The organism is Methylotenera sp. (genome assembly GCF_030653755.1).
Lineage (GTDB): Bacteria > Pseudomonadota > Gammaproteobacteria > Burkholderiales > Methylophilaceae > Methylotenera.
Genome location: NZ_JAURYU010000001.1, coordinates 88435 through 109489 on the forward strand (window position 1 = coordinate 88435; position 21055 = coordinate 109489).

Genomic DNA, 21055 nt, shown 5'->3' on the forward strand with positions numbered 1-21055 from the left:
ATTAAAACAATTACATCCAAGCTTACTTTAAGCCTTTTTTAACAAATACTTAGCTAAAATTAATGTTTAAGCAATGTACTTTCTTGCATTGCGGAACATACGAATCCAAGCACTATCTTCAGTGTCATCACTACGTTGCCATGTATTTTGTACATTGCGAATTACACGTTCAGGATGTGGCATCATAATACTAAAACGCCCATCTGTGCTGGTTAATCCAGTGACACCCTGTGGTGAACCGTTTGGATTAAACGGATACATCTCAGTAGCTAAAGATGCATGATCAATAAAGCGCATCGTCACTAATTTCTGTGCTAACAGCTCATTGACAGCGTTAGGCTGAGAAAATTCCGCAAAACCTTCACCATGTGCAACTGCGATTGGCATTTTGCTGCCAGCCATGCCATTAAAGAAGATTGATGGAGACTCTAAAACTTCTACCATGCTTAGGCGTGCTTCAAATTGCTCTGATTTATTTTTCACAAAATGTGGCCAATGCGCCGCGCCTGGAATCAGCTCGCGCAGATTACTCATCATTTGGCAGCCGTTACATACACCCAACGCAAAGCTATCTTGGCGATCAAAGAACGCAGAGAATTCATCACGCGCACGTGCGTTAAACAGGATAGATTTAGCCCAACCCTCACCCGCGCCAAGCACGTCACCGTAAGAGAATCCACCACAGGCAACTACACCTGCAAAGTCTTTCAGTGATACACGGCCTGCAATAATGTCGCTCATATGGACGTCATAAGCGGCAAAACCAGCACGGTCAAATGAAGCAGCCATTTCCACATGACCATTCACACCTTGCTCACGCAGGATTGCCATTTTAGGACGCGCACCTGTTGCAATGTAAGGCGCAGCAATATTTTCACTTGGGTTGTAAGTGAGCTCTGCAAACAAACCGCGGTCTGCATCGTTCAGCAATCGGTCATATTCTTGTTGCGCGCTCACTGGGTTATCACGCAGTTTTTGCATTTGGTAGGTTGTTTCAGACCACATACGATGCAAGTTAACGCGTGTATCAGCAAACACCACTTGGCCATTTTGTTTGATCTCAATTTGGTTAGTCGCGGTCACTTCAGCCACCACATGTGCTAAACCATTAAACTGTGCAACAATCGCTTGCGCATCTTCTGCACGCACTTGAATCACCGCACCAAGCTCTTCATTATACAAAGCATCTACAATACTGCCTTGCAAGCTAGATACATCCACATTTAAACCACAATGCCCAGCAAACGCCATCTCAACTAAGGTGGTAAATAAGCCGCCATCAGAACGGTCATGGTAAGCCATAATCTTGCCAGACTTATTCAATTGCTGAATCGTATTGAAGAAGTGTTTTAATTGCTTAGCATCATCAACATCAGGCGCTACATTGCCAATTTCACCATATACCTGTGCAAGGCTTGAGCCACCCATGCGGTTTTTACCTGCACCTAAATCAATTAAAATCAACTTAGAGGCACCATTAGTTTGCAATTGTGGTGTGAGTGTTTTACGTGCATCAGGTGTCGCCGCAAATGCTGTCACCACCAATGAGATTGGTGAGGTTACAGACTTATTCTGACCATCATCATTCCATACCGTCTTCATGCTCATCGAGTCTTTACCAACTGGGATGCTGACACCCAATTGTGGGCATAACTCCATCCCCACTGCTTTCACTGTTTCAAACAGTGCAGCATCTTCGCCAGCATGGCCAGCTGGTGCCATCCAGTTGGCTGAAAGTTTTAAATCGCTGATATCGTCAATCAAGCTTGCGGCAATGTTGGTAATAGATTCACCAATCGCCATGCGGCCAGATGCTGGTGCATTGACCAATGCGAGTGGTGCTTTTTCGCCAATGGCAAAAGCTTCGCCACGGTAAGTTTCATAGCCAGCCAAGGTAACACCAACGTCAGCCACTGGCACTTGCCATGGGCCAACCATTTGTTCACGAGCAACCAAGCCAGTCACAGAACGGTCGCCAATGGTAATCAAGAATGTTTTATCTGCAACACCTGGTAAACGCAACACCCGCGCCGCCGCGTCTTTTAAATCTATTTTGCTGGTATCAAATGCTTTCAGTGTTTGCACCGTGCTTTTCACGTCACGCGTCATTTTTGGTGGTTTACCTAGCAATACAGATAAATCCATATCGACTGGCTTGTTATCAAAATGACTGTCAGCGACCGTTAAATGGCGCTCTTCTGTAGCGTAACCCACCACAGCATAAGGACAGCGCTCACGCTCACAAATCTCTTTAAAGCGCGGCAAGTCTTCCTGTGCAATCGCCATCACATAGCGCTCTTGCGCCTCATTGCTCCACAGCTCGCGTGGTGACATGCCTAGCTCTTCGTTATTCACATCGCGCAATTGGAATATTGCACCTACGCCAGCATCGTTCACTAACTCTGGAAATGCATTTGAAATACCGCCTGCACCTACGTCATGAATACTTAAAATCGGGTTGTTTGCACCCAACTGCCAGCAACGGTCAATCACTTCTTGTGCTCTACGCTCCAACTCAGGGTTACCGCGTTGTACAGAATCGAAGTCTAAGTTTTCAACGTTGCTACCTGTATCCATACTAGATGCAGCACCGCCACCCAAGCCAATCAACATTGCTGGGCCGCCTAGTTGAATCAGTGCAGCACCCGCTGGAATTGGGTTCTTTTTAGAGTGTTGTGCAGAGATATTACCAATACCACCCGCCAACATAATTGGTTTGTGATAGCCACGCACTTCAGTATTGCCATTTGCACTTGGTGCTTCAATTTCCAAGGTACGGAAATAGCCAGTAATGTTAGGGCGACCAAACTCGTTGTTATAAGCCGCACCACCTAATGGGCCATCCACCATAATTTGCAATGGTGAAGCAATACGGTTTGGTTTGCCGTAAGCGGCTGATTCCCAAGGTTGCGTAAAGTTTGGAATATTCAAATTAGACACTGAGAAGCCAGCCAACCCTGCTTTAGGTTTAGAGCCGCTACCTGTTGCACCTTCATCACGAATCTCGCCACCCGCACCAGTTGCCGCACCTGCAAATGGTGAAATTGCGGTTGGGTGGTTGTGTGTTTCCACTTTCATCAAGAAGTGCATGTCTTCTTCAATAAAGCGATATGCGCCATCTTCAGCTGGATAAAAACGTTTGGTTGGTTCGTTTGCTTGCTGACCCGCCACAATGGAAGCATTATCAGAGTACGCGACCACTGTTTTACCTGGGTTTAATTTGTGCGTATTGCGAATCATCGCAAATAGAGACATCTCTTGTTGCGCGCCATCAATCACCCAATCTGCATTAAAGATTTTATGACGGCAATGCTCAGAGTTTGCCTGTGCAAACATCATTAACTCAACATCCGTTGGGTTGCGTTGCATTCTAGTGAAATTATCAAACAGATAATCCACTTCATCTGGCGACAATGCCAAACCCATCTCATTATTGGCTTGATCAAGCGCAGCCTTGCCACCTTGTAAAACATCAATCGTGCTTAAAGGTTTAGGCGTATCGGTATGGAACAACTTGCCAGCATCTTGCTTGTTATCAAACACAGATTCTGTCATACGGTCATGCAACAACGGCAACAATAACTTACGTTCATCCGCTGTTAGTGCTTGACCATTTTTTGTTTGCACATAATAAGCAATGCCGCGCTCTACGCGCTGAGTAGATGGCAACCCACAATGCTGCACAATGTCTGTGGCGCGTGAAGCCCAAGGGGAAATCGTACCAACGCGCGGCAACACTAAAATGAATTCACCGCTAGGCTCTTCTGCCTGCATGCTAGGACCATACGTTAAAATTTGGTTTAGCGTGTTTTCTTGCTGGACTGATAGCTCACCATCCACCCATATAAAATGCCAAAATTCAGCGTAAACATGCCCAATATTCGGGCAAATTTCACTAAGCTTATTTTGAATTTTTTCAATTCTGAAAGGTGATAAAGCAGCACTGCCACGCAGGCTAATCATTTGTGGGTTTGGATTAGATTGGCTCATTAAACTCAGCTAAATATCAAGGACATAAATAAACCAAGATTTTAACAGATTAGCGCCTGTTAAGTCGCTAATCTAGCAGGCAAATTAATGAAGATATTTTTGAAGAAATTAATACGGAAAATAATAGAGAGCAGCCCAAACAACAGCACCACGGCAAAAGCCGCTTAACGCGCCAAGCCTGACTAGACCATTTAAATGTCGATTCAAACCCATACATCTAGCAATGCCTTTGCCAGCGCATCAAGCTTTAAAAACATAACGTTAAGGTTGTGTTTGGCTAGTTAACCACTGCCTGCGCCAAAAAATCAACAACATGACTAAAGCAATTGCTCCCATCATTACCATCGCCCACCAAAAGCCATTCGGCTCACTAATCCACGGCATATAGTGAAAGTTCATGCCAAAAATACCAGCAATTAAGGTGGCTGGCATAAACAACATCGCCACCACGGTTAATGCGCGCAATTCCAAGTTCACGCGGTTACTGACGCCCGTCATGTAAATATCCATCAAGCCACCCAAGCCATCACGAATCGACTCTAAAGACTCAATAAAGTTAACCGTATGGTCGTACACATCGCGCAAATAAGGGATGGTCGTTGTGCTAAAAAAACCGCTTTCATTGCGGGTAAGGTGATTAACCACTTCTCTTAGCGGCCATACTGTACGGCGCAACTCAATACTGGCACGCTTTAATTGGTGAATACTGTGCAACTGTGTAATGTTAGGTTTTGCCAACAAAGCATCTTCAAGCTGCTCACTATCGTCACTCATTTCTTCTAGTACGTTAAAGTATTTATCAACAATACTATCCAATAAAGAATATGCTAAATAATCAACACCCAGTGCTCGCATTGGCGAATGTTCGGCACGTAAGCGCTCACGCACAGGGGCAAACGCACCAGTAGAACGCTCTTGAAAGGTAAGGAGAAAGTTGCGCCCAAGCACAAAACTAATTTGCTCGGAGCTAACAGACAAGCTTGCTTGTTCGTAATAAAAATAACGCGTCTCAAAAAACACATAATGACCAAACTCATCAAGCTTTGGGCGCTGCTCAGTATTTAGAATGTCTTCCAGCACTAATGGATGCAAATCAAACGCAAGGCCTATCTGCTTAATTAGACCAACATCATGAATACCATGCACATTCAACCACAGCTTTTTTGAGGCATCAAGATTTAACCCTGCCAATACCTCCACAGTAATCGCTTGCTCTTGCAAGCCTGTTTCATCGTAACTCATCAAGGTAAGTTTAGGCACCCCCAAACTTGCAACATCCTCATCAGCCCGCCCCACATAGACTAAAGAACCTGGTGGCAAACCACTCTTTTTGGCGTGCTGTTTTTTTCGTTTATTGAGGCGTGGTTTTTTCATCATCAGCTACCTGTAAGAAAAATGAACATGACCACCGTAACAAAATTTAAGCCTCATGACCAGCCTCATGGCTTTCACCTGTCGCAAAAAAGTGACCGCCTGCCACATGGTGAATCGTGCGTAAATCAGGATACCCCTCAAAATGCCAACGTCCATCCGAAAACACCCGCTCATCTGCATAAGCTGCCACCACCTCGGCAACAAATAAATCATATGTGTTCTGAATATGCGGCTCTGGGATGATTTTACACTCCAACCATGCCACACAACCTTGAAGCAATGGCGCGGTGATGTGCGTTGAAGTAAAAGCATCTAAACCATACTCAGCAAATTTATCCGTGCCTTGTAAATCTCGCCCAGAGTTAGTGCCCACTTTTTGCACCACCTCAATTTGCGCAATACACGGCACATTAATCGCAAACGTACCTGAGGCCTCAATCAACTCTCGGGTATAGGTATTTTTATCAATCACGACTGTAACTTTAGGTGGGTCAAAATCTAGCGGTGTTACCCATGCGGCCGCCATGATGTTTTGGTTGCCATTGTGGGCAGAGGAAATGAGGACGGTGGGGCCGTGGTTTAGGAGGCGGTAACAATATTTTAAATCAATTAAATATTGCAAATTAGCTCACCAATTGACCAGCTAATTCAATTTTATTTGAAAGGTATTGCAAGTTAATCCTGCGATACCTTCTCCTGAGATGACTTATTAAATCAAGCATATCTTTCGCATTAGAGGTCACCTCTTTTTGAGCTTCATAAGCATCCAACTCTGCATTTGTATCGTAATGAGAATCAAGCTTGGAAAGAATTAAATATGCTTCGATAAACATTCCTTCTCGGGTTTGAAGAAATGCATCACCACCATCCCTTGATCTTATCGATGACAAAACATTGGCAGGTACTCCACTACCAAACACAAAATTTCTGTAAGTTACGTTATCTTTGATACTTAGTATTGTTAATGTAGTGAGCAGCTCAGGATATAAATGGTAGTCATGAGGTGTGCTATTTAACGCTAGTGCTATTTTAGTAAAACATTGCTCTCTCGCTCTTAGACTCAAGTCAAAAATTTTACTTAGCGAATTAAATGTCTCTATGAAGTGATTTAAATCGTATCGAAGATCACCTTGCCGCTGTTCAAAGTACTCTTTGAAAGCGAATTTAGATACTAAATAGTTCGTGAATGAATTACTGTCAGCTATCGGAAGATTAAATTCAATATCTATGAAACGTCTTAAATATTCGCTTGTATTTAAGCCTTCACCATATACACCTTGCAAACTCACACTTAATTGCTCTTTATCAAGTGCAATTACAAAAATAACGTTTTCAATATTAAACAAATGCTTCACTCTTTCAAGCAATTCAATCGCATATGTTGGCCTACATCTATCTAGTTCATCAATAAATACAATTAATGTTGGATGATGACCAGACTCCTCTAGAGTCTGTATTGTTGCATTAAGTCTTTCATGGAATTGTTCCATGAGGCTTTTTTCAGCTGTATATAAATCAATGGCATCAGAAATGCCTGTCGCAGCAGCATCTCCAATCACCTCTTCACTGAGCTCATCTAAATCTATTAAGCCAGCAGAACCAAGCCTTAATGCCGTAGGCAATGCTCTTTTTGCTAAAGCAGTAGCAAGCTTTCTAGCTTTAGCTAAATGAGGCTTATATGAACCTTTTTCTTTTTGTGTTTTTTCCATTAAGTCGCTAATTTCAGCGACAAACGCTACTAGTGGATCTGTAGAAAAATCAGACTGCCAAGAGTTAAAATACAAGCTAGCAACTCTTTTACTAGCTAAGTGAGCTTGCCACATTTTTACAAATGTCGTTTTCCCTGTCCCCCAGGGAGCGTCAATTGCTAAAACAAATGGCCCAGTTAAATTAGAAACAAAATTTGTAAGAGCTTCAACAGAAGCTTTACGCTTTAAGGCATCTGATGCAAATGGGTCATTTGCATCAATAACTAAGGGCTCTGCTTTAAATTTCATTTACTTCTGCCAAGCATCCCGCAATGTCACCGTGCGGTTAAACACTGGCTTACCCGCCACACTGTCTTTTTTATCAGCTACAAAATAGCCATGACGCTCAAACTGGAAGCTTTCTTCTGCTTTTGCGTCTTTCAGGCTTAACTCCAGCTGTGTCTTAATCACTTTCACAGAGTCTTGATTGATATCAGCTAAGAAATCACGGTCGCCTTCGCCTGGGTGTGCTTCTTTGAATAAGCGGTCATATAAACGCACTTCGGCTTCATAAGCATGGGCAACGCTTACCCAGTGAATATTGCCTTTTACTTTCACTGAGTCAGACCCTGGTGTACCTGACTTGGTATCTGGCAGATACTCACAATGCACCACGGTCACATTGCCATCTGCATCTTTTTCGCAACCAGTGCATTTCACGACATAGCCGTAACGCAGGCGCACCATGCCACCTGGCGTTAACCTAAAGAAACCTTTGCTTGGCGTTTCCATAAAATCTTCACGTTCTATCCAAAGCTCTTTAGTGAGTTGCACTGTGCGCTTACCTAGCTCTGGTTTGAGTGGGTGGTTAGGCGCAAAGCAGTCTTCACTTTGAGACTTTCCATCAGAATCTAGTGGGTAGTTATCAATCACCAGTTTAATTGGGTCTAACACTGCAATACGGCGCTCGGCGTCTGTATTGAGCACTTCACGCATGCAGTCTTCAAGTATGCTGTATTCGATCCAAGAGTCGGCTTTACTGACACCGATACGGTCGGTAAATAATTTAAAGCCAGCTGGTGTATAGCCACGGCGACGCGCACCCGCAAGCGTTGGTAAGCGTGGGTCATCCCAGCCGCTCACATGTTTTTCTTCTACCAATTGAATCAATTTGCGTTTTGAAAGCACCACGTAGGTGAGGTTTAAACGTGCAAATTCGTATTGTTTCGGTAACGGATGTGCCAATAAGCCAGCTTCTGCTAAGCGTTCTAATAACCAATCGTAAAATGGACGTTGGTCTTCAAACTCTAGCGTACAAATAGAATGGGTAATGCGCTCGAGTGCATCTTCAATCGGGTGCGCAAAAGTGTACATTGGGTAAATGCACCATTGATCGCCAGTGTTATGGTGATGCGCGCGTCTTACGCGGTAAATGGCAGGGTCGCGCATATTGATGTTAGGCGATGCCATGTCGATTTTAGCGCGTAGCACCATGCTGCCATCCGCATGTTTACCATCACGCATCTCACGGAAGCGTGCCAAATTGTCAGCAACGCTACGGCTGCGATAAGGTGAATCTTTACCTGCTTCAGTTAAGGTGCCGCGATTAATACGCATTTCATCTGCACTTTGCTCATCTACATAAGCATGGCCAGTTTCAATCAGGCTTTCCGCCGCGCGGTACATTAAGTCAAAGTAGTTGCTGGCAAAGTACAAGTTGGTTTCGCTGGTGTTATCCCAACCAAAACCTAACCATTTCACTGCGTCTGAAATACTATCGACGTACTCTTGGCTTTCTTTCTCTGGGTTGGTGTCATCAAAACGCAAATGACAAATGCCGTCAAAATCACGCGCTAAGCCAAAGTTTAAGAAAATAGACTTAGCATGACCAATATGCAAATAGCCATTAGGCTCTGGCGGAAAGCGTGTGCGAATTTTAGCAACATCAACAACACCCGTGTCTTGATGTGCCGCATCGCCTGGGCTACCTGCCCATTTTTTGGTGGCGTATTTATTTTGAGAAAGGTCTTTTTCAATAATCGCGCGGATAAAGTTAGAGCCAGCAGGAATCGGTGTTTTTTCAGATGACATAGCAACAAATTCAATTTAAGTTGCCGCTATTTTACACCAGCTTACTTACTTGTATGTGTACCTGTATAAATTGATTATACGCATCTCAATTCAAACCATTTCCGCCACATTAATCATAATGAACTATTGAATAAATCAGAGTGAGATATCGTCAAACGAGGCTTATCAACATGCCTATGCTAAACTTAGCTCATGATGAACAGCTTAACTTTTCCCATATTAAAATTGCTCGCGGATGGTAAGTTTCACTCTGGTGAGGCGATTGCACAACATTTTAATGTAAGCCGCGCCACAGTTTGGAACGCCATACAACATGCAGAAAGCTTGGGCATAGAGGTTTTTTCAGTGCGTGGCCGAGGCTACAAATTGCCACAAACGCTCACGCTGATAGACAAGCAATCTATTGTAAACAAGATGAGCCCACAACTTAATTGGCTTAATGTAGAAGTGTTTGACACCATGCCTTCCACCAACAGTTACTTGATGCAAAATATGGGCGCAAAAACGCACGGCACATGCGTCGTCACCAATTTACAAACCAGTGGTCGCGGCAGACGTGGCCGCGAGTGGCAAGCCAGCCTAGGCGCAAGCTTAACTTTCTCGCTTTTATGGCGCTTTCAGTGTGGGGCTGCTACACTCTCTGGCCTAAGCCTTGCGGTAGGTGTGGCGCTCATCCGTAGCTTGCATGAGCTAGGCGCAACCGAGGCTAAGCTTAAATGGCCTAATGACATATTGATCAATCAGAAAAAACTGGCAGGCATATTAATTGAGCTACAAGGCGACATGGAAGGCCCCAGCACAGCGGTTATCGGCGTAGGTATCAACTTACAATTACCCGAAAGCGTGTTACAAAAAATAGATCAGCCAGCCACCGATTTACACCAAACATTAGCGCACACCATCAACTCTAACGCACTGATGGCAACGCTACTAAAACATCTAGTGGATGTGCTGTTAACATTTGAGAAAACTGGTTTTGACGAACTGCGTGACGAGTGGACCGCGCATCATGCTTACCACCAACAGCCTGTACGCATGCTGATGCCTGATGGCAGCGAAGTCACTGGTGTTGTACAAGCGATTAGCGAGAACGGCTCACTGATGATAGAAACAACCAATGGTATGCAAAAATTTATGTCTGGTGAAATTAGCTTGCGCAGCTATAACACCACGCAAGCCTGAACAACTATTACTTAACTAATATTTGAGTGTAAGCCCTACGTTCACAGAACGACCCATACCAGGTACTTGCAGACCATACTGCTGAGCACCAGTTGCAGCATTACCTGAGCTCATCGTTGAACCCTGACCAAGGTATGCACCACCTAATGGATCAAAATAGAACTTATCAAAAATGTTTTCCACACCCAGATCTAGGCGCGCATGCTTCCAATCATAGCTAGTGTATAAATTAAATAAAGTATAGCCAGCAGTTTTAAGCTCTTTACGTACCGCTTGAACATTATCTTTACTATCTACGATTTTTGCCTGAATACTATTAGACCATCCGCCCAATTGATGCTGAATACTCAATTTAGCGTTAAGTGGCATAATATTGTACAAATCATCACCTGTTGTGCGGTTTTTTCCGCGTACATAGCTCAACAGCCCTGTCGCAGTGAAACTACCATACCCATCACCGCTGGCTAATAGCTTTTTACCTGAAATATCAACACCATATAAACGCGCAGACTGATTATCCAAGCTTAAATTCACAAAACCATCTGCTCTAGTCGTTGGACAAACCTTACCGACCTTGTCGCAAGTTACCGCATCAATGTAATTATCTACATAGGTAAAATACGGCGTAACTTTAAGATTCCAATCTTTTTGTGCTGCATCATGCCAATTTCCTGTCGCACTGACTGTATGGGCTTGCTCTGGTTTTAAATCTAAATTACCTACATACCCATTACCATCGCCAACCCAGTTCACCATATTCATCACCATGGTATTGCTATTTGACCAAGCAAATCTCTCATATACATTCGGTGAACGTGTTTTCATGGCGTAACCTACTTCAAAAGTTTTACCAGCATCGGGTGTAAAACGTGTAATTGCTGTTATATCAATATTGTGGTCAGTTTCTGAACGGTCTGCTGCATTAAAAGCTGCGGCGGCTGCACCATACATTCCAACGTTATAACCTTGCACACTACCTGCATCCATTTTTACAGTGCTGTGACGTAAACCTAATTGCGAAAACCACACATTACTCCACGCTGCATCCCACTCTGCAAAGATGTCATAACGGTCCCTCTGCCCATTGTTGATATTCCAAAAGGTGTTTGGAGACATCATCATCGAAGGAGGTGCTGCATTCCAATAGTCATCTAAACGATAGCGTTGAATTTCTGTACCCACTCGCAAAGTATCACGACTAGATAGCACGACATCACCTTTCAGTGCCAACCCTGTCGTTTTACCTTCAGTATCCATTGGCATGCCTGGTACATTCAAACCTGCGCCATACCAATATCGCTTATCGTCACCAAACTGCATGCTATGACGCGTTCTTTCATGGTACGCACGCGCTTCCAACTTACCCCAGCCATATTTACCTTTGTAGCTCAGGTTATATTGCTCGGCATCATTACCTGTCATATCCATACGCTGATTTACAAAACCTTGATATGGAATATCCTGCAAACCTAATTTAAACTCAAGCAAGTGATTTTCATGTCGCAGGCCAAAAGCTAAAGCATGATTACGTGACACATAAGCAGTTGACCCGACCTCATCGCCACTTAACCAGCCTCTTAATGTTGCAGATTGCCCTGCGGGTTTAAATTTACCCCCTGCTTTATAGTTATTCGCCTCAACCGTAGAGCCTGTATAGCGCATATAAGCTTGATCGTTGGCGACACTAGCCGATATATTCACGCCACGCGCAGCATTATTACTGCGGTAAAAAGTATTAATCTTGCCGTCTACCAATAAGCCATGGCCAGGTTCGGCGAACTCTGGAGATTCAGAATCAACCTTTATTGTGCCAGCAATACTATCACCACCCATACTAACTGGCGTAACGCCAGCAAGCACCTCTATTGCCGCGACATTAGCAGGGTCTATATATGAAAGTGCTGGGTTCATATGATTAGCACAACTGGAAATTAAATCCATCCCATCCACTTTGATACGAATACGATCATCAGCCAACCCATGAATGACAGGCAAACTAGAAACGCCACCAGCACGATACAAGCTCACGCCAGGTTCATTAACCAACAAAGAAGCGGTATCACTGGTATTCACTGAATCGGCTGGCTCATTTGCTAATTTCTCAGCGACAACATCAACACTTGGTAAGTCCAAATGCTCGGCATATGCAACCATTGGAGAAATACCAAGTAAGCAAGACGTTAAAACACTGGGTACAAAAACGCTTGGTGTTAAAATAGCGTGAATAATCGTTTTTTTCTTTAATGCAAACTGCTTCATAACCGCGCCCCTATTGATGAACTGCGCGAATTATACGCTTTGGGCAATTGACTGGAATGTGGCATATTGTCGCATCCGCGTGGATACTAATGGTTCTAACAATTGATGCTGGCAACACAAAAACAAAATGGGCTTTATTTGATGATGACGGAGAAATCAGCCATCAAGGCGCATGTCTAAATGCACATCTCTCCACGGCCAACCTACTGCCTGACTCGCTAACGTGTGACCAAATTGTGATTTCTAATGTTGCAGGTGAAGCCCATGCTAAACAACTGCAACAACTCACCTCTATTTATGAAGTAACAACGCACTGGCTTACAGCAAGCAAACAATTAGGCTATGTCATTAACAACTACACTACCCCAAAATCACTAGGCAGTGATCGCTGGGCCGCCTTAATTGCAGCTTGGCACATGCAACATACAACATGCGTGGTGGTAAATGTAGGCACTGCAACCACAATAGATGCAATTTTGAGCACTCAAATTGACGGCAAAACTTTTGGCGTATTTATTGGTGGCATGATCTTACCAGGCATAGACCTGATGCAACAAAGTTTAGGTGTTGCCACAGCACAACTGCCCAAAATACCAACAGAAATCTCTACAAACCCAAAAACTACTGATAGCCCCCAATTTACTGTTAACCCCTTTGCCACCAACACTACTCATGCAATCTACAGCGGCGCGGTGAATGCAACATTAGGTGCAATTCAGCAAATGAGTCAGGCTGTTGAACAACAATACAGGCAAACACCTGAACTCATCATCAGTGGCGGGAACGCTAGAGTGATAGCACAACATCTTACAAACGAAAATTCATCAGACATCACTACTCATCAGACAAAAAAACCTGTTACGATTACTGAAAATTTAGTATTGCAAGGCCTGTACTTATTCACAAAGCTTGCAGTTAAACAAACCTCATAAAGCACATGTCATGAAATACTTTTTTTGGCTACTCGTACTCATCAATATTGGGTTATTTGGCTACTTCAATATTGATGTTGTGCTACCAAAGCCAGCGCAAACACAACAGGCAGAAATTTCCCCTGAAAGAATCAAAGTTTTGTCACTGCAAGAAGTTGACTCCCTCGCATCCAGTCAAAAGAAAGTAGTGGTTACTGAGCCACCACCAGTAATTGATGTATGTTTTGAATGGAGTGTTTTTTCTGAAACTAATTTAATCAACGCACAAACTGCGCTAGAAAAATTAGCACTACAAGCATCTGTCAAAGAGCAAACTGTGCAAGCGTCTAAGCGCTTTTGGGTGTACCGTCCCCCTTTAAAGTCAACGGCTGAGGCAATTAAAAAAGCCGCAGAATTAAAATCGCTTGGCGTCACTGATGTCTTTGTAGTACAAGAACCTAGATGGAAAAATGCAATTTCTTTTGGGATTTTCAGTGATGAGCAATTGGCGATTAACTTGCAAAAAGAACTGCAAGCCAAAGGGATTAAGAACGTTGAAAAATCTTTACGCAGTCAAGGTAAAAGCTATTCCAGTTTATTGCTGAAAAACCTGACTGAAAATGAAATTGCTGAAATCAAAAAACTCAACCCAGATTTCCCTGCAGCAGAACTTAAAGAAGTTAGCTGCGACGCACTCTAATTCACTAAACCAAAATTTACTAAGTCCAAATCTACTAAATATGGTTAAGCAGGAAACAACTTCCCTGGATTTAAAACATTATTTGGGTCAAACGTTAACTTGAGTGATTTCATTAAGTTCATGGTAGTCGCATCAATTTCACGTGGCACAAATGGACGTTTTGCCATGCCTACGCCATGCTCACCCGACAGCGTGCCTTGCAAAGACAATACCAAACTAAACACCTCATCCAAACACTGATAAGCGCGTTTCATTTCATCTGCATTATCTGGGTTTACCAGTAAATTCACATGAATATTTCCATTCCCTGCATGGCCAAAATTCACATTTGAGATTTGGTGCAATGCCGCAAGCTTCTCTAAACCAGTCAGCAATGCTGGCAAGTGAGACACTGGTACGGCAATATCTTCGTTAATTTTCTTAGGTGCAATATCTTTTAATAAAGGTGACAAAGCCTTACGTGCAGCCCACAGCGCTTTAGTATCATGCGCAGGCTTTGCTTCAATCAAGCCTGCCACTTGGCAGGCTTGCAATATTGCATCAGTTGCCTCAATAATCTCTTGCTGCGAGCCATCAACTTCTATCATTAAGTACGCACGTGCATTCTCAGGCAGTAAGTTTTGATGACGGCTACGAATTAGTGTGAGCGCTCCGTTATCTAAAAATTCTAATGCACTTGGCGTGTAAGGCTGCGCCATAATGGCTGCAATTGCTTTAGCACAACTTTCGGTGTCAACAAACTCTGCGGTAATACCACCAGTCGATTTAGGCAATGGCGTTAATTTAAGCGTTGCCTCACAAATTACCGCCAAGGTACCTTCAGACCCTACCAATAGACGCGTTAAATCGTAACCAACAACACCTTTACTGGTATAGCAGCCTGTTTTGATAATATCGCCATTACCAGTGACTGCTTTCAAACCTAGAATATGGTCTCGCGCTACACCGTATTTCACGGCATGAGGCCCAGCTGCACAGGTGGCTAAGTTACCACCAATACTGCAATAAGCCGCACTGGATGGGTCAGGTGGCCAAAAGAAACCTACAGGCTTAATCTCGTCTTGTAGCACTTGGTTCAACACACCAGGCTCAACAATCGCCATGCGGTTATCAGGATCAATACTGATAATTTTATCCATGCGCTCTAACGAAAGCGCAACGCCACCTACTTCAGGCACACTGCCACCTGCCGTGCCAGTGCCACGCCCACGCGGCACTACAGGCACTTTATGTGCATTACAGAGTAAAATGACACTTTGCACTTCTTCTATCGTGAGCGGGAAAACAACAGCGATGGGGCTATGGTAATTGCGCGAGTTGTCATATGCATAGGCATAGCAATCCACAGGGTCGGTAAATACTCTATCTTTTGGTAAAACTGAGCTCAGTTCACTTAAGAATATATCATTTGAAAATGGACTGTTAGGCGTATTGGTCATGGCAAATAATATAAGACATTTTCTACAAGAGTTTTTTTGTCGTTTGGCACCAATGGGCTACCAAGCATCAACTGACCTTTTTCATTATGCTTGCGATCAAACACCAAATTGTCACCCATGACGACTCTAATCCAATCAGGATAACTGTAAGCATTCCCGTTGTGATGATCTATCATTGCACCGATACCACCACCTAAAAGTATATTACCGTACATGCCATCATTGGCACGTGATATCAAGGTCGCATATCCAGTTGCTTCTCCCTCTTTCTCGCAACTCAATAGTAAGTTTTGATCAGAGCGATGCACTGTAAGGATACCTGATGTAAAAACCACCCATTCACCATACTCGTTTTTAGCTCTACATTTAGCATTGCTAACAAGGGCGTTATTCTTTGAATAAGTTTCAATCTGCATACGCTGATAGGTATCTTTAGTGAGTGATGCACAGCCACTAAAGATCATGACAATCAGCGCTAGAGAACTATATTGAAACAACTTGTTCATTGAAACGGCCTTCTTGAATTAAAACTAGCCTGCATAGCGATATGACAGGCTAGTTAAATGTTGAAACAATATTAAAAACTAACGTTTTTTGATGTACAGATCGGTAATGGTGCCCTCTTTCATCTCAGCCGCAAAACACACGGTTTCAGATAAAGTTGGGTGTGCATGAATGGTTAAACCCAAATCATGCGCATCTGCGCCCATTTCAATGGCTAATACCGCCTCAGCCAACAACTCACCTGCATTAACACCCACGATACCCGCACCAATCACTCGATGTGTTTCTTTGTCAAAGATCAACTTAGTTGAACCTTCAGTACGTGCAATCGATAAAGCGCGGCCACTGGCTGCCCATGGGAAGCTTGCTTTCTCAATCGCAATGCCTTTGGCTTTTGCTTCTGTTTCAGTCACACCTACCCAAGCTACTTCAGGGTCTGTATAGGCAACCGATGGAATCACGGATGCTACAAACTCTACTTTTTCACCAGCAATCACTTCTGCCGCCACTTTGGCCTCATGCGTTGCTTTATGTGCCAACATTGGCTGGCCTACAATATCCCCAATCGCGAAGATATGCGGCACATTGGTGCGCATTTGTTTATCTACGTTGATAAAGCCATAATCATCGACAGCCACACCTGCATTTTCTGCACCAATGTTTTTCCCATTCGGGCGGCGACCAATCGACACCAACACACGGTCATACACTTCAACACCTTTAGGCGCATCGGCATTGCCATTAACACCTTCAAAAGTGACATGAATACCACCTTTCTTAGGCTCCATTTTTGCCACTTTGGTATTAAGCATAATCGCTTCAAAACGTTTTTCCATACGCTTTTGTAATGGGCGCACAAGGTCACGGTCACACCCTTGAATCAAACCATCGGTAAATTCAACCACACTCACTTTTGTGCCTAACGCATCGTAAACCGTACCCATCTCTAGGCCAATAATACCGCCGCCGATTACAAGCATGCGCTTAGGCACATCAGCTAAAGCCAAGGCTCCAGTGGAATCCATGATACGTTCATCTGCTTCTACGCCTGGGAATTTTGTCGCTTGTGAACCTGCTGCAATAATCGCATTCTCAAAACCAACAGTAGTCACTTTACCGTCAGCCGCTGTCACCGCAATTTGATTAGGGCTAGTAAATGCACCAACACCTTGCACTACGGTCACGCCACGTTGTTTCGCCATTGCCGCCAAGCCACCTGTTAACTTGCCGACCACATCATTCGCTTTCCAGTTACGTAGTTGGTCTAAATCAACTTTCGGCGCGCCAAAACTTACACCATGATGGCTAGACTCTTCAGCCTCAGTAATCACCTTTGCAGTATGTAATAAAGCCTTAGATGGAATACAGCCCACATTAAGACACACACCACCCAAGGTAGCGTAACGCTCAATTAAGACTACTTGTTTACCTAAATCTGCCGCACGGAAAGCCGCAGTATAGCCACCAGGACCACTGCCTAACACTACCACCTGCGTGCTGATATCACTGCTGCCAACGGCCGCAGCAACAGACGCAACTGCTGGCTGTGCAACAACGGGCGAGGCCGCAGGTGCCTCAACTTTAACTTGCGCTACGACATCAGCAGCCTCAACTAGTAACATTAGTGACCCTTTTGCCACCTTGTCGCCTACTTTAACTTTAATTTCTTTTACAACACCAGCATGTGAAGATGGGATATCCATAGAAGCTTTGTCAGACTCTACGGTAATCAAAGAGTCTTCTTTAGCAATTGTGTCACCAGCTTTGACCAGCACTTCAATCACATCAACACTATCAAAGTTACCGATATCCGGCACCAATACTTCAACTAAATTACTCATGCATACCCTTTGTAAACTTTGGTTATTTTTTGCAATTTTAACATCAAACCTCTCACTTTATCGCTTACTAACATGCAATAACCTTGATGCAACATAGCAATATCGACACCTAATTGCACTAATGTCGAGCAAAAAACCTAAAGAGTTGTGAGTATCTTAGTCAAAATTTGATTAACTAACCTAACGACTTTCAATCGCATAGATTAAAGTTTATGCGTGCGATTGAGCGTTGATAACACTAAGCAAAAATCAACGATTAGTTAATAGAAAATTGAAACTGATCGATAGGCACAGGTTTACCAAACAAATACCCCTGATAAAGCCTACAACCATAATCTTTCAAAATGGTCAATTCAAGCTCAGTTTCAACACCTTCAGCAATCACATTAATACGGAAGTTGTTCGCCAAATCGATAATCGTCTTGACCATAATGGCATCGTTAGGGTCGTATGCCAAATCTCGTACAAAACTCTGATCAATCTTCACCTGATCAAGCGGTAGTTTTTTCAGATAAGAAAGCGAAGAATATCCTGTACCAAAATCATCCAACGACAATCTGACACCTAGCGCTTTAAGGGCATGCATTTTGGCAATCACCTCATCAACATCTTCAAAAATCACACTTTCGGTCAACTCTAGCTTCAAACGAGAGGCATTAACCTCATGCTTCACAATCGCATGATGGACAGACTCTACAAAGTCTAGCGACCTAAACTGATGAGCACTCACATTTACCGCAATAATTAAATGATTTTTCTCAACACTTTTTGCCCACTCAGCAAGTTGAGAACAAGCCGTATCGATAACCCAATGTCCGATATCAAGAATTAGCGTAGTTTCCTCTGCAATTGGAATAAATTCTACTGGAGAAATAACCCCTCGTTCAGGGTGTATCCATCGAATCAAAGCCTCAGCGCCGATGGGACGGCTATTATCATCAACCTGTACTTGGTAATATAGCGCTAACTGTTGCTTATCAATTGCATATCTCAACTCAGCTTCCAAACTAGCACGGACACTTAACTTTTCCTGCATAACCGGATCGAAGAATCGCAATGTATTCCTACCAGCTTTCTTTGCCTGATACATCGCAATATCAGCTTGCTTCAACAACTCTTCAATTTCGTACTCTTCACCGCCGAATAAAGTAATTCCAATGCTAGAAGTACTCTGATACTGGTGAGAGCCGAACACACAAGACTCATGTAAAGCTAACAAAATTTTATTAGCAATCTGCTCAGCAATAGCCGCAGCTTCTGAAGCACACGCCTCTAAGGCTTCAAGCACCACGACAAACTCATCACCTCCAAAACGGGCTACGGTATCACCTGCTCTCACAGCACTGCTGAGTCTATCAGCTTGAAGCTTAAGCAATAAATCGCCCGTACTATGTCCTAATGTATCATTCAGCACTTTAAAGTGATCCAAATCAATAAATAGCAATGCTCCTTTTTTAGCGGTACGACCACTAGTAGAAAGTGCCTGACGCATGCGATCTAATAGCAACAAACGATTAGGGAGGTTAGTAAGTGAGTCATAAAAGGCCAGATGCTCAATCTTTTCAGATGATTCTTTACTTTCACTGATATCTGTAAAGACTGAAACATAATTAGTTACTTTGTCATCTTTATCCTTAACGGCTGATATCGTCATTCTTTCAGGATAAACCTGACCATTCTTGCGTCGATTCCAAATCTCACCACACCACTTACCAGTGCTATTAATTTCTTTCCACATGCTATCGTAGAATGAAAGATCATGCCTACCAGAGCTTAATACACTGGGCTTTTTACAAACAACATCCTCTGAGGAGTATCCTGTAATCTTAGTAAACGCAGAATTCACTTGAAGAATAAAACAGTTAGCATCAGTAATTAATATCCCATCAGATGACTCGAATGCAGTTGCAGCGATGCGTAAAGATGTCTCGGCTGTTTTAAGATCTGTAATGTCTGTAGAGATTCCGCACAATCCCCAAACCCTAGACTGCTCGTCTTCTTGATAAATCGGTGCCTTAATTTGCCAAAATATATGCTTTTTATGATCATGAGAAATCGCTTCTATTTCTTCGTAAGCATCCACTCGATCCTGAATGACTTTTTTATCAACCTCTTTAATTCTAAGAAGCGTTTTGGACGAAAAATACAAAGACTCATCTATAGCGCCAAGCTCGTGTATTGAGCAATTAAAAAAATCTAAAGTCATACGATTAGCGTAAACATACTTACCATTAATATCTTTGATATAAACAAAAGCTGGAATATGGTCCAAAGCCTCACTTAAACGATGGCTTTCGTTTAACGCGGAGGTTAATTCATTAGTCCTTGCTAGAACTCTAGCCTCCAACTCCGAATGTGAGCTCGCTAATGCTTCGTTAAGTATTTTTAGTTGTTGTGAAGATGGAGCCTCCAAAGCTGCCGGCATAATTCGCCATACGGCAACAGCCGTCACAAAAGAGACAATTGCAGTAAAAACCTTTGCATATGCACTTGCCCAATACGAGGGCCTCCATATGTTCAGAATATCAAAGATATGAGTAATGCCGCACGCTACAATAAACACACCAAAAACAACCATCAACCATCGATAGGGTATATCTGGTCTTTTTTTAGCAAAATACCATAGGGCAAAAGGAGTCGAAAAATAAGACAAGGCAATGAGTGCATCTGAAGCGACCAATGTCCAAAGTAATGCTGGATTCCAAGTCAGACAAAAACCATGCGGAATAAGCGATTGCCCGTCTAATACTTGACCAACCCAATCCATACAGCCTCCCAGCTATTGGCTAATTGCCAAAAAATATTTTCATTAGTTATATCTAAAAAATCTGGGACTAGTAAATCTGCAACTCGTTCATGCTTAAAATGAAACCTATCACCCTAAATTTACTTTAGTCGATAATTGATACATCGGCAATCTTAATTCAATAAATCAGGTTATTTTTTAACTAGATATCAATACCTAGAGTCTGAATCGATTACTTAAAACAAAAAAGACTTGTTTTTAAAAATAAAAACAAGTCTTTTGAGTAAACCTTGCAAATAAAAGATTAGCTAATTCTTCATAAACATTTAA

The 21055-nt window shown here is 43.1% G+C and carries 13 protein-coding genes; 3 read left to right on the forward strand and 10 right to left on the reverse strand.

Annotation, left to right across the window (positions count from 1 at the left end; all coding sequences use genetic code 11):
• Positions 1-66: 66 nt before the first annotated feature.
• The 5 genes from purL to Q7U33_RS00470 all read right to left on the reverse strand — a co-directional run bounded on the left by purL (position 67) and on the right by Q7U33_RS00470 (position 9143).
• On the reverse strand, positions 67-3990 hold the full coding sequence (purL, locus tag Q7U33_RS00450) for a phosphoribosylformylglycinamidine synthase (RefSeq protein ID WP_304857397.1): 3924 nt from the start codon (positions 3988-3990) through the stop codon (positions 67-69).
• Between the two features lie 261 nt (positions 3991-4251).
• Complete coding sequence (corA, locus tag Q7U33_RS00455) at positions 4252-5364, reverse strand: magnesium/cobalt transporter CorA (protein WP_304857431.1); 1113 nt, start codon at positions 5362-5364, stop codon at positions 4252-4254.
• A 46-nt stretch (positions 5365-5410) separates the two neighbouring features.
• On the reverse strand, positions 5411-5986 hold the full coding sequence (locus Q7U33_RS00460; RefSeq protein WP_304857399.1) for a flavin reductase family protein: 576 nt from the start codon (positions 5984-5986) through the stop codon (positions 5411-5413).
• A 1-nt stretch (position 5987) separates the two neighbouring features.
• Positions 5988-7361 carry a P-loop NTPase fold protein gene (locus tag Q7U33_RS00465; protein ID WP_304857401.1) on the reverse strand — a complete coding sequence of 458 codons (1374 nt, stop codon included), beginning with the start codon at positions 7359-7361 and terminating at the stop codon, positions 5988-5990.
• Positions 7362-9143: a glutamine--tRNA ligase/YqeY domain fusion protein gene (locus tag Q7U33_RS00470; protein WP_304857403.1), complete on the reverse strand. Its 1782-nt coding sequence runs from the start codon at positions 9141-9143 to the stop codon at positions 7362-7364.
• 192 nt (positions 9144-9335) lie between these two features.
• On the opposite strand from Q7U33_RS00470, the gene birA reads away from it, so the two are divergent.
• Complete coding sequence (gene birA, locus Q7U33_RS00475; RefSeq protein WP_304857405.1) at positions 9336-10325, forward strand: bifunctional biotin--[acetyl-CoA-carboxylase] ligase/biotin operon repressor BirA; 990 nt, start codon at positions 9336-9338, stop codon at positions 10323-10325.
• A gap of 15 nt (positions 10326-10340) precedes the next feature.
• On the opposite strand, the gene Q7U33_RS00480 is transcribed toward birA, so the two are convergent.
• On the reverse strand, positions 10341-12584 hold the full coding sequence (locus Q7U33_RS00480) for a TonB-dependent receptor (RefSeq protein WP_304857407.1): 2244 nt from the start codon (positions 12582-12584) through the stop codon (positions 10341-10343).
• A gap of 89 nt (positions 12585-12673) precedes the next feature.
• On the opposite strand from Q7U33_RS00480, the gene Q7U33_RS00485 reads away from it, so the two are divergent.
• Positions 12674-13516 carry a type III pantothenate kinase gene (locus Q7U33_RS00485; RefSeq protein WP_304857410.1) on the forward strand — a complete coding sequence of 281 codons (843 nt, stop codon included), beginning with the start codon at positions 12674-12676 and terminating at the stop codon, positions 13514-13516.
• 10 nt (positions 13517-13526) lie between these two features.
• On the forward strand, positions 13527-14195 hold the full coding sequence (locus Q7U33_RS00490; RefSeq protein WP_304857411.1) for a sporulation protein: 669 nt from the start codon (positions 13527-13529) through the stop codon (positions 14193-14195).
• A gap of 44 nt (positions 14196-14239) precedes the next feature.
• On the opposite strand, the gene Q7U33_RS00495 is transcribed toward Q7U33_RS00490, so the two are convergent.
• The 4 genes from Q7U33_RS00495 to Q7U33_RS00510 all read right to left on the reverse strand — a co-directional run bounded on the left by Q7U33_RS00495 (position 14240) and on the right by Q7U33_RS00510 (position 20746).
• The gene (locus Q7U33_RS00495) at positions 14240-15634 is read right to left on the reverse strand and encodes an FAD-binding oxidoreductase (protein ID WP_304857413.1); all 1395 of its coding nucleotides are present in this window, start codon (positions 15632-15634) and stop codon (positions 14240-14242) included.
• A complete protein-coding gene (locus Q7U33_RS00500; protein WP_304857415.1) occupies positions 15631-16140 on the reverse strand; it encodes a hypothetical protein in 510 nt (169 codons plus the stop codon). The genes Q7U33_RS00495 and Q7U33_RS00500 overlap by 4 nt, the downstream gene beginning before the upstream one ends.
• Positions 16141-16218: 78 nt before the next feature.
• The gene (lpdA, locus tag Q7U33_RS00505) at positions 16219-17979 is read right to left on the reverse strand and encodes a dihydrolipoyl dehydrogenase (RefSeq protein WP_304857417.1); all 1761 of its coding nucleotides are present in this window, start codon (positions 17977-17979) and stop codon (positions 16219-16221) included.
• A 256-nt stretch (positions 17980-18235) separates the two neighbouring features.
• Positions 18236-20746, reverse strand: coding sequence for a bifunctional diguanylate cyclase/phosphodiesterase (locus Q7U33_RS00510; RefSeq protein WP_304857419.1), 2511 nt, complete (start codon positions 20744-20746; stop codon positions 18236-18238).
• Between the last annotated feature and the right edge of the window lie 309 nt (positions 20747-21055).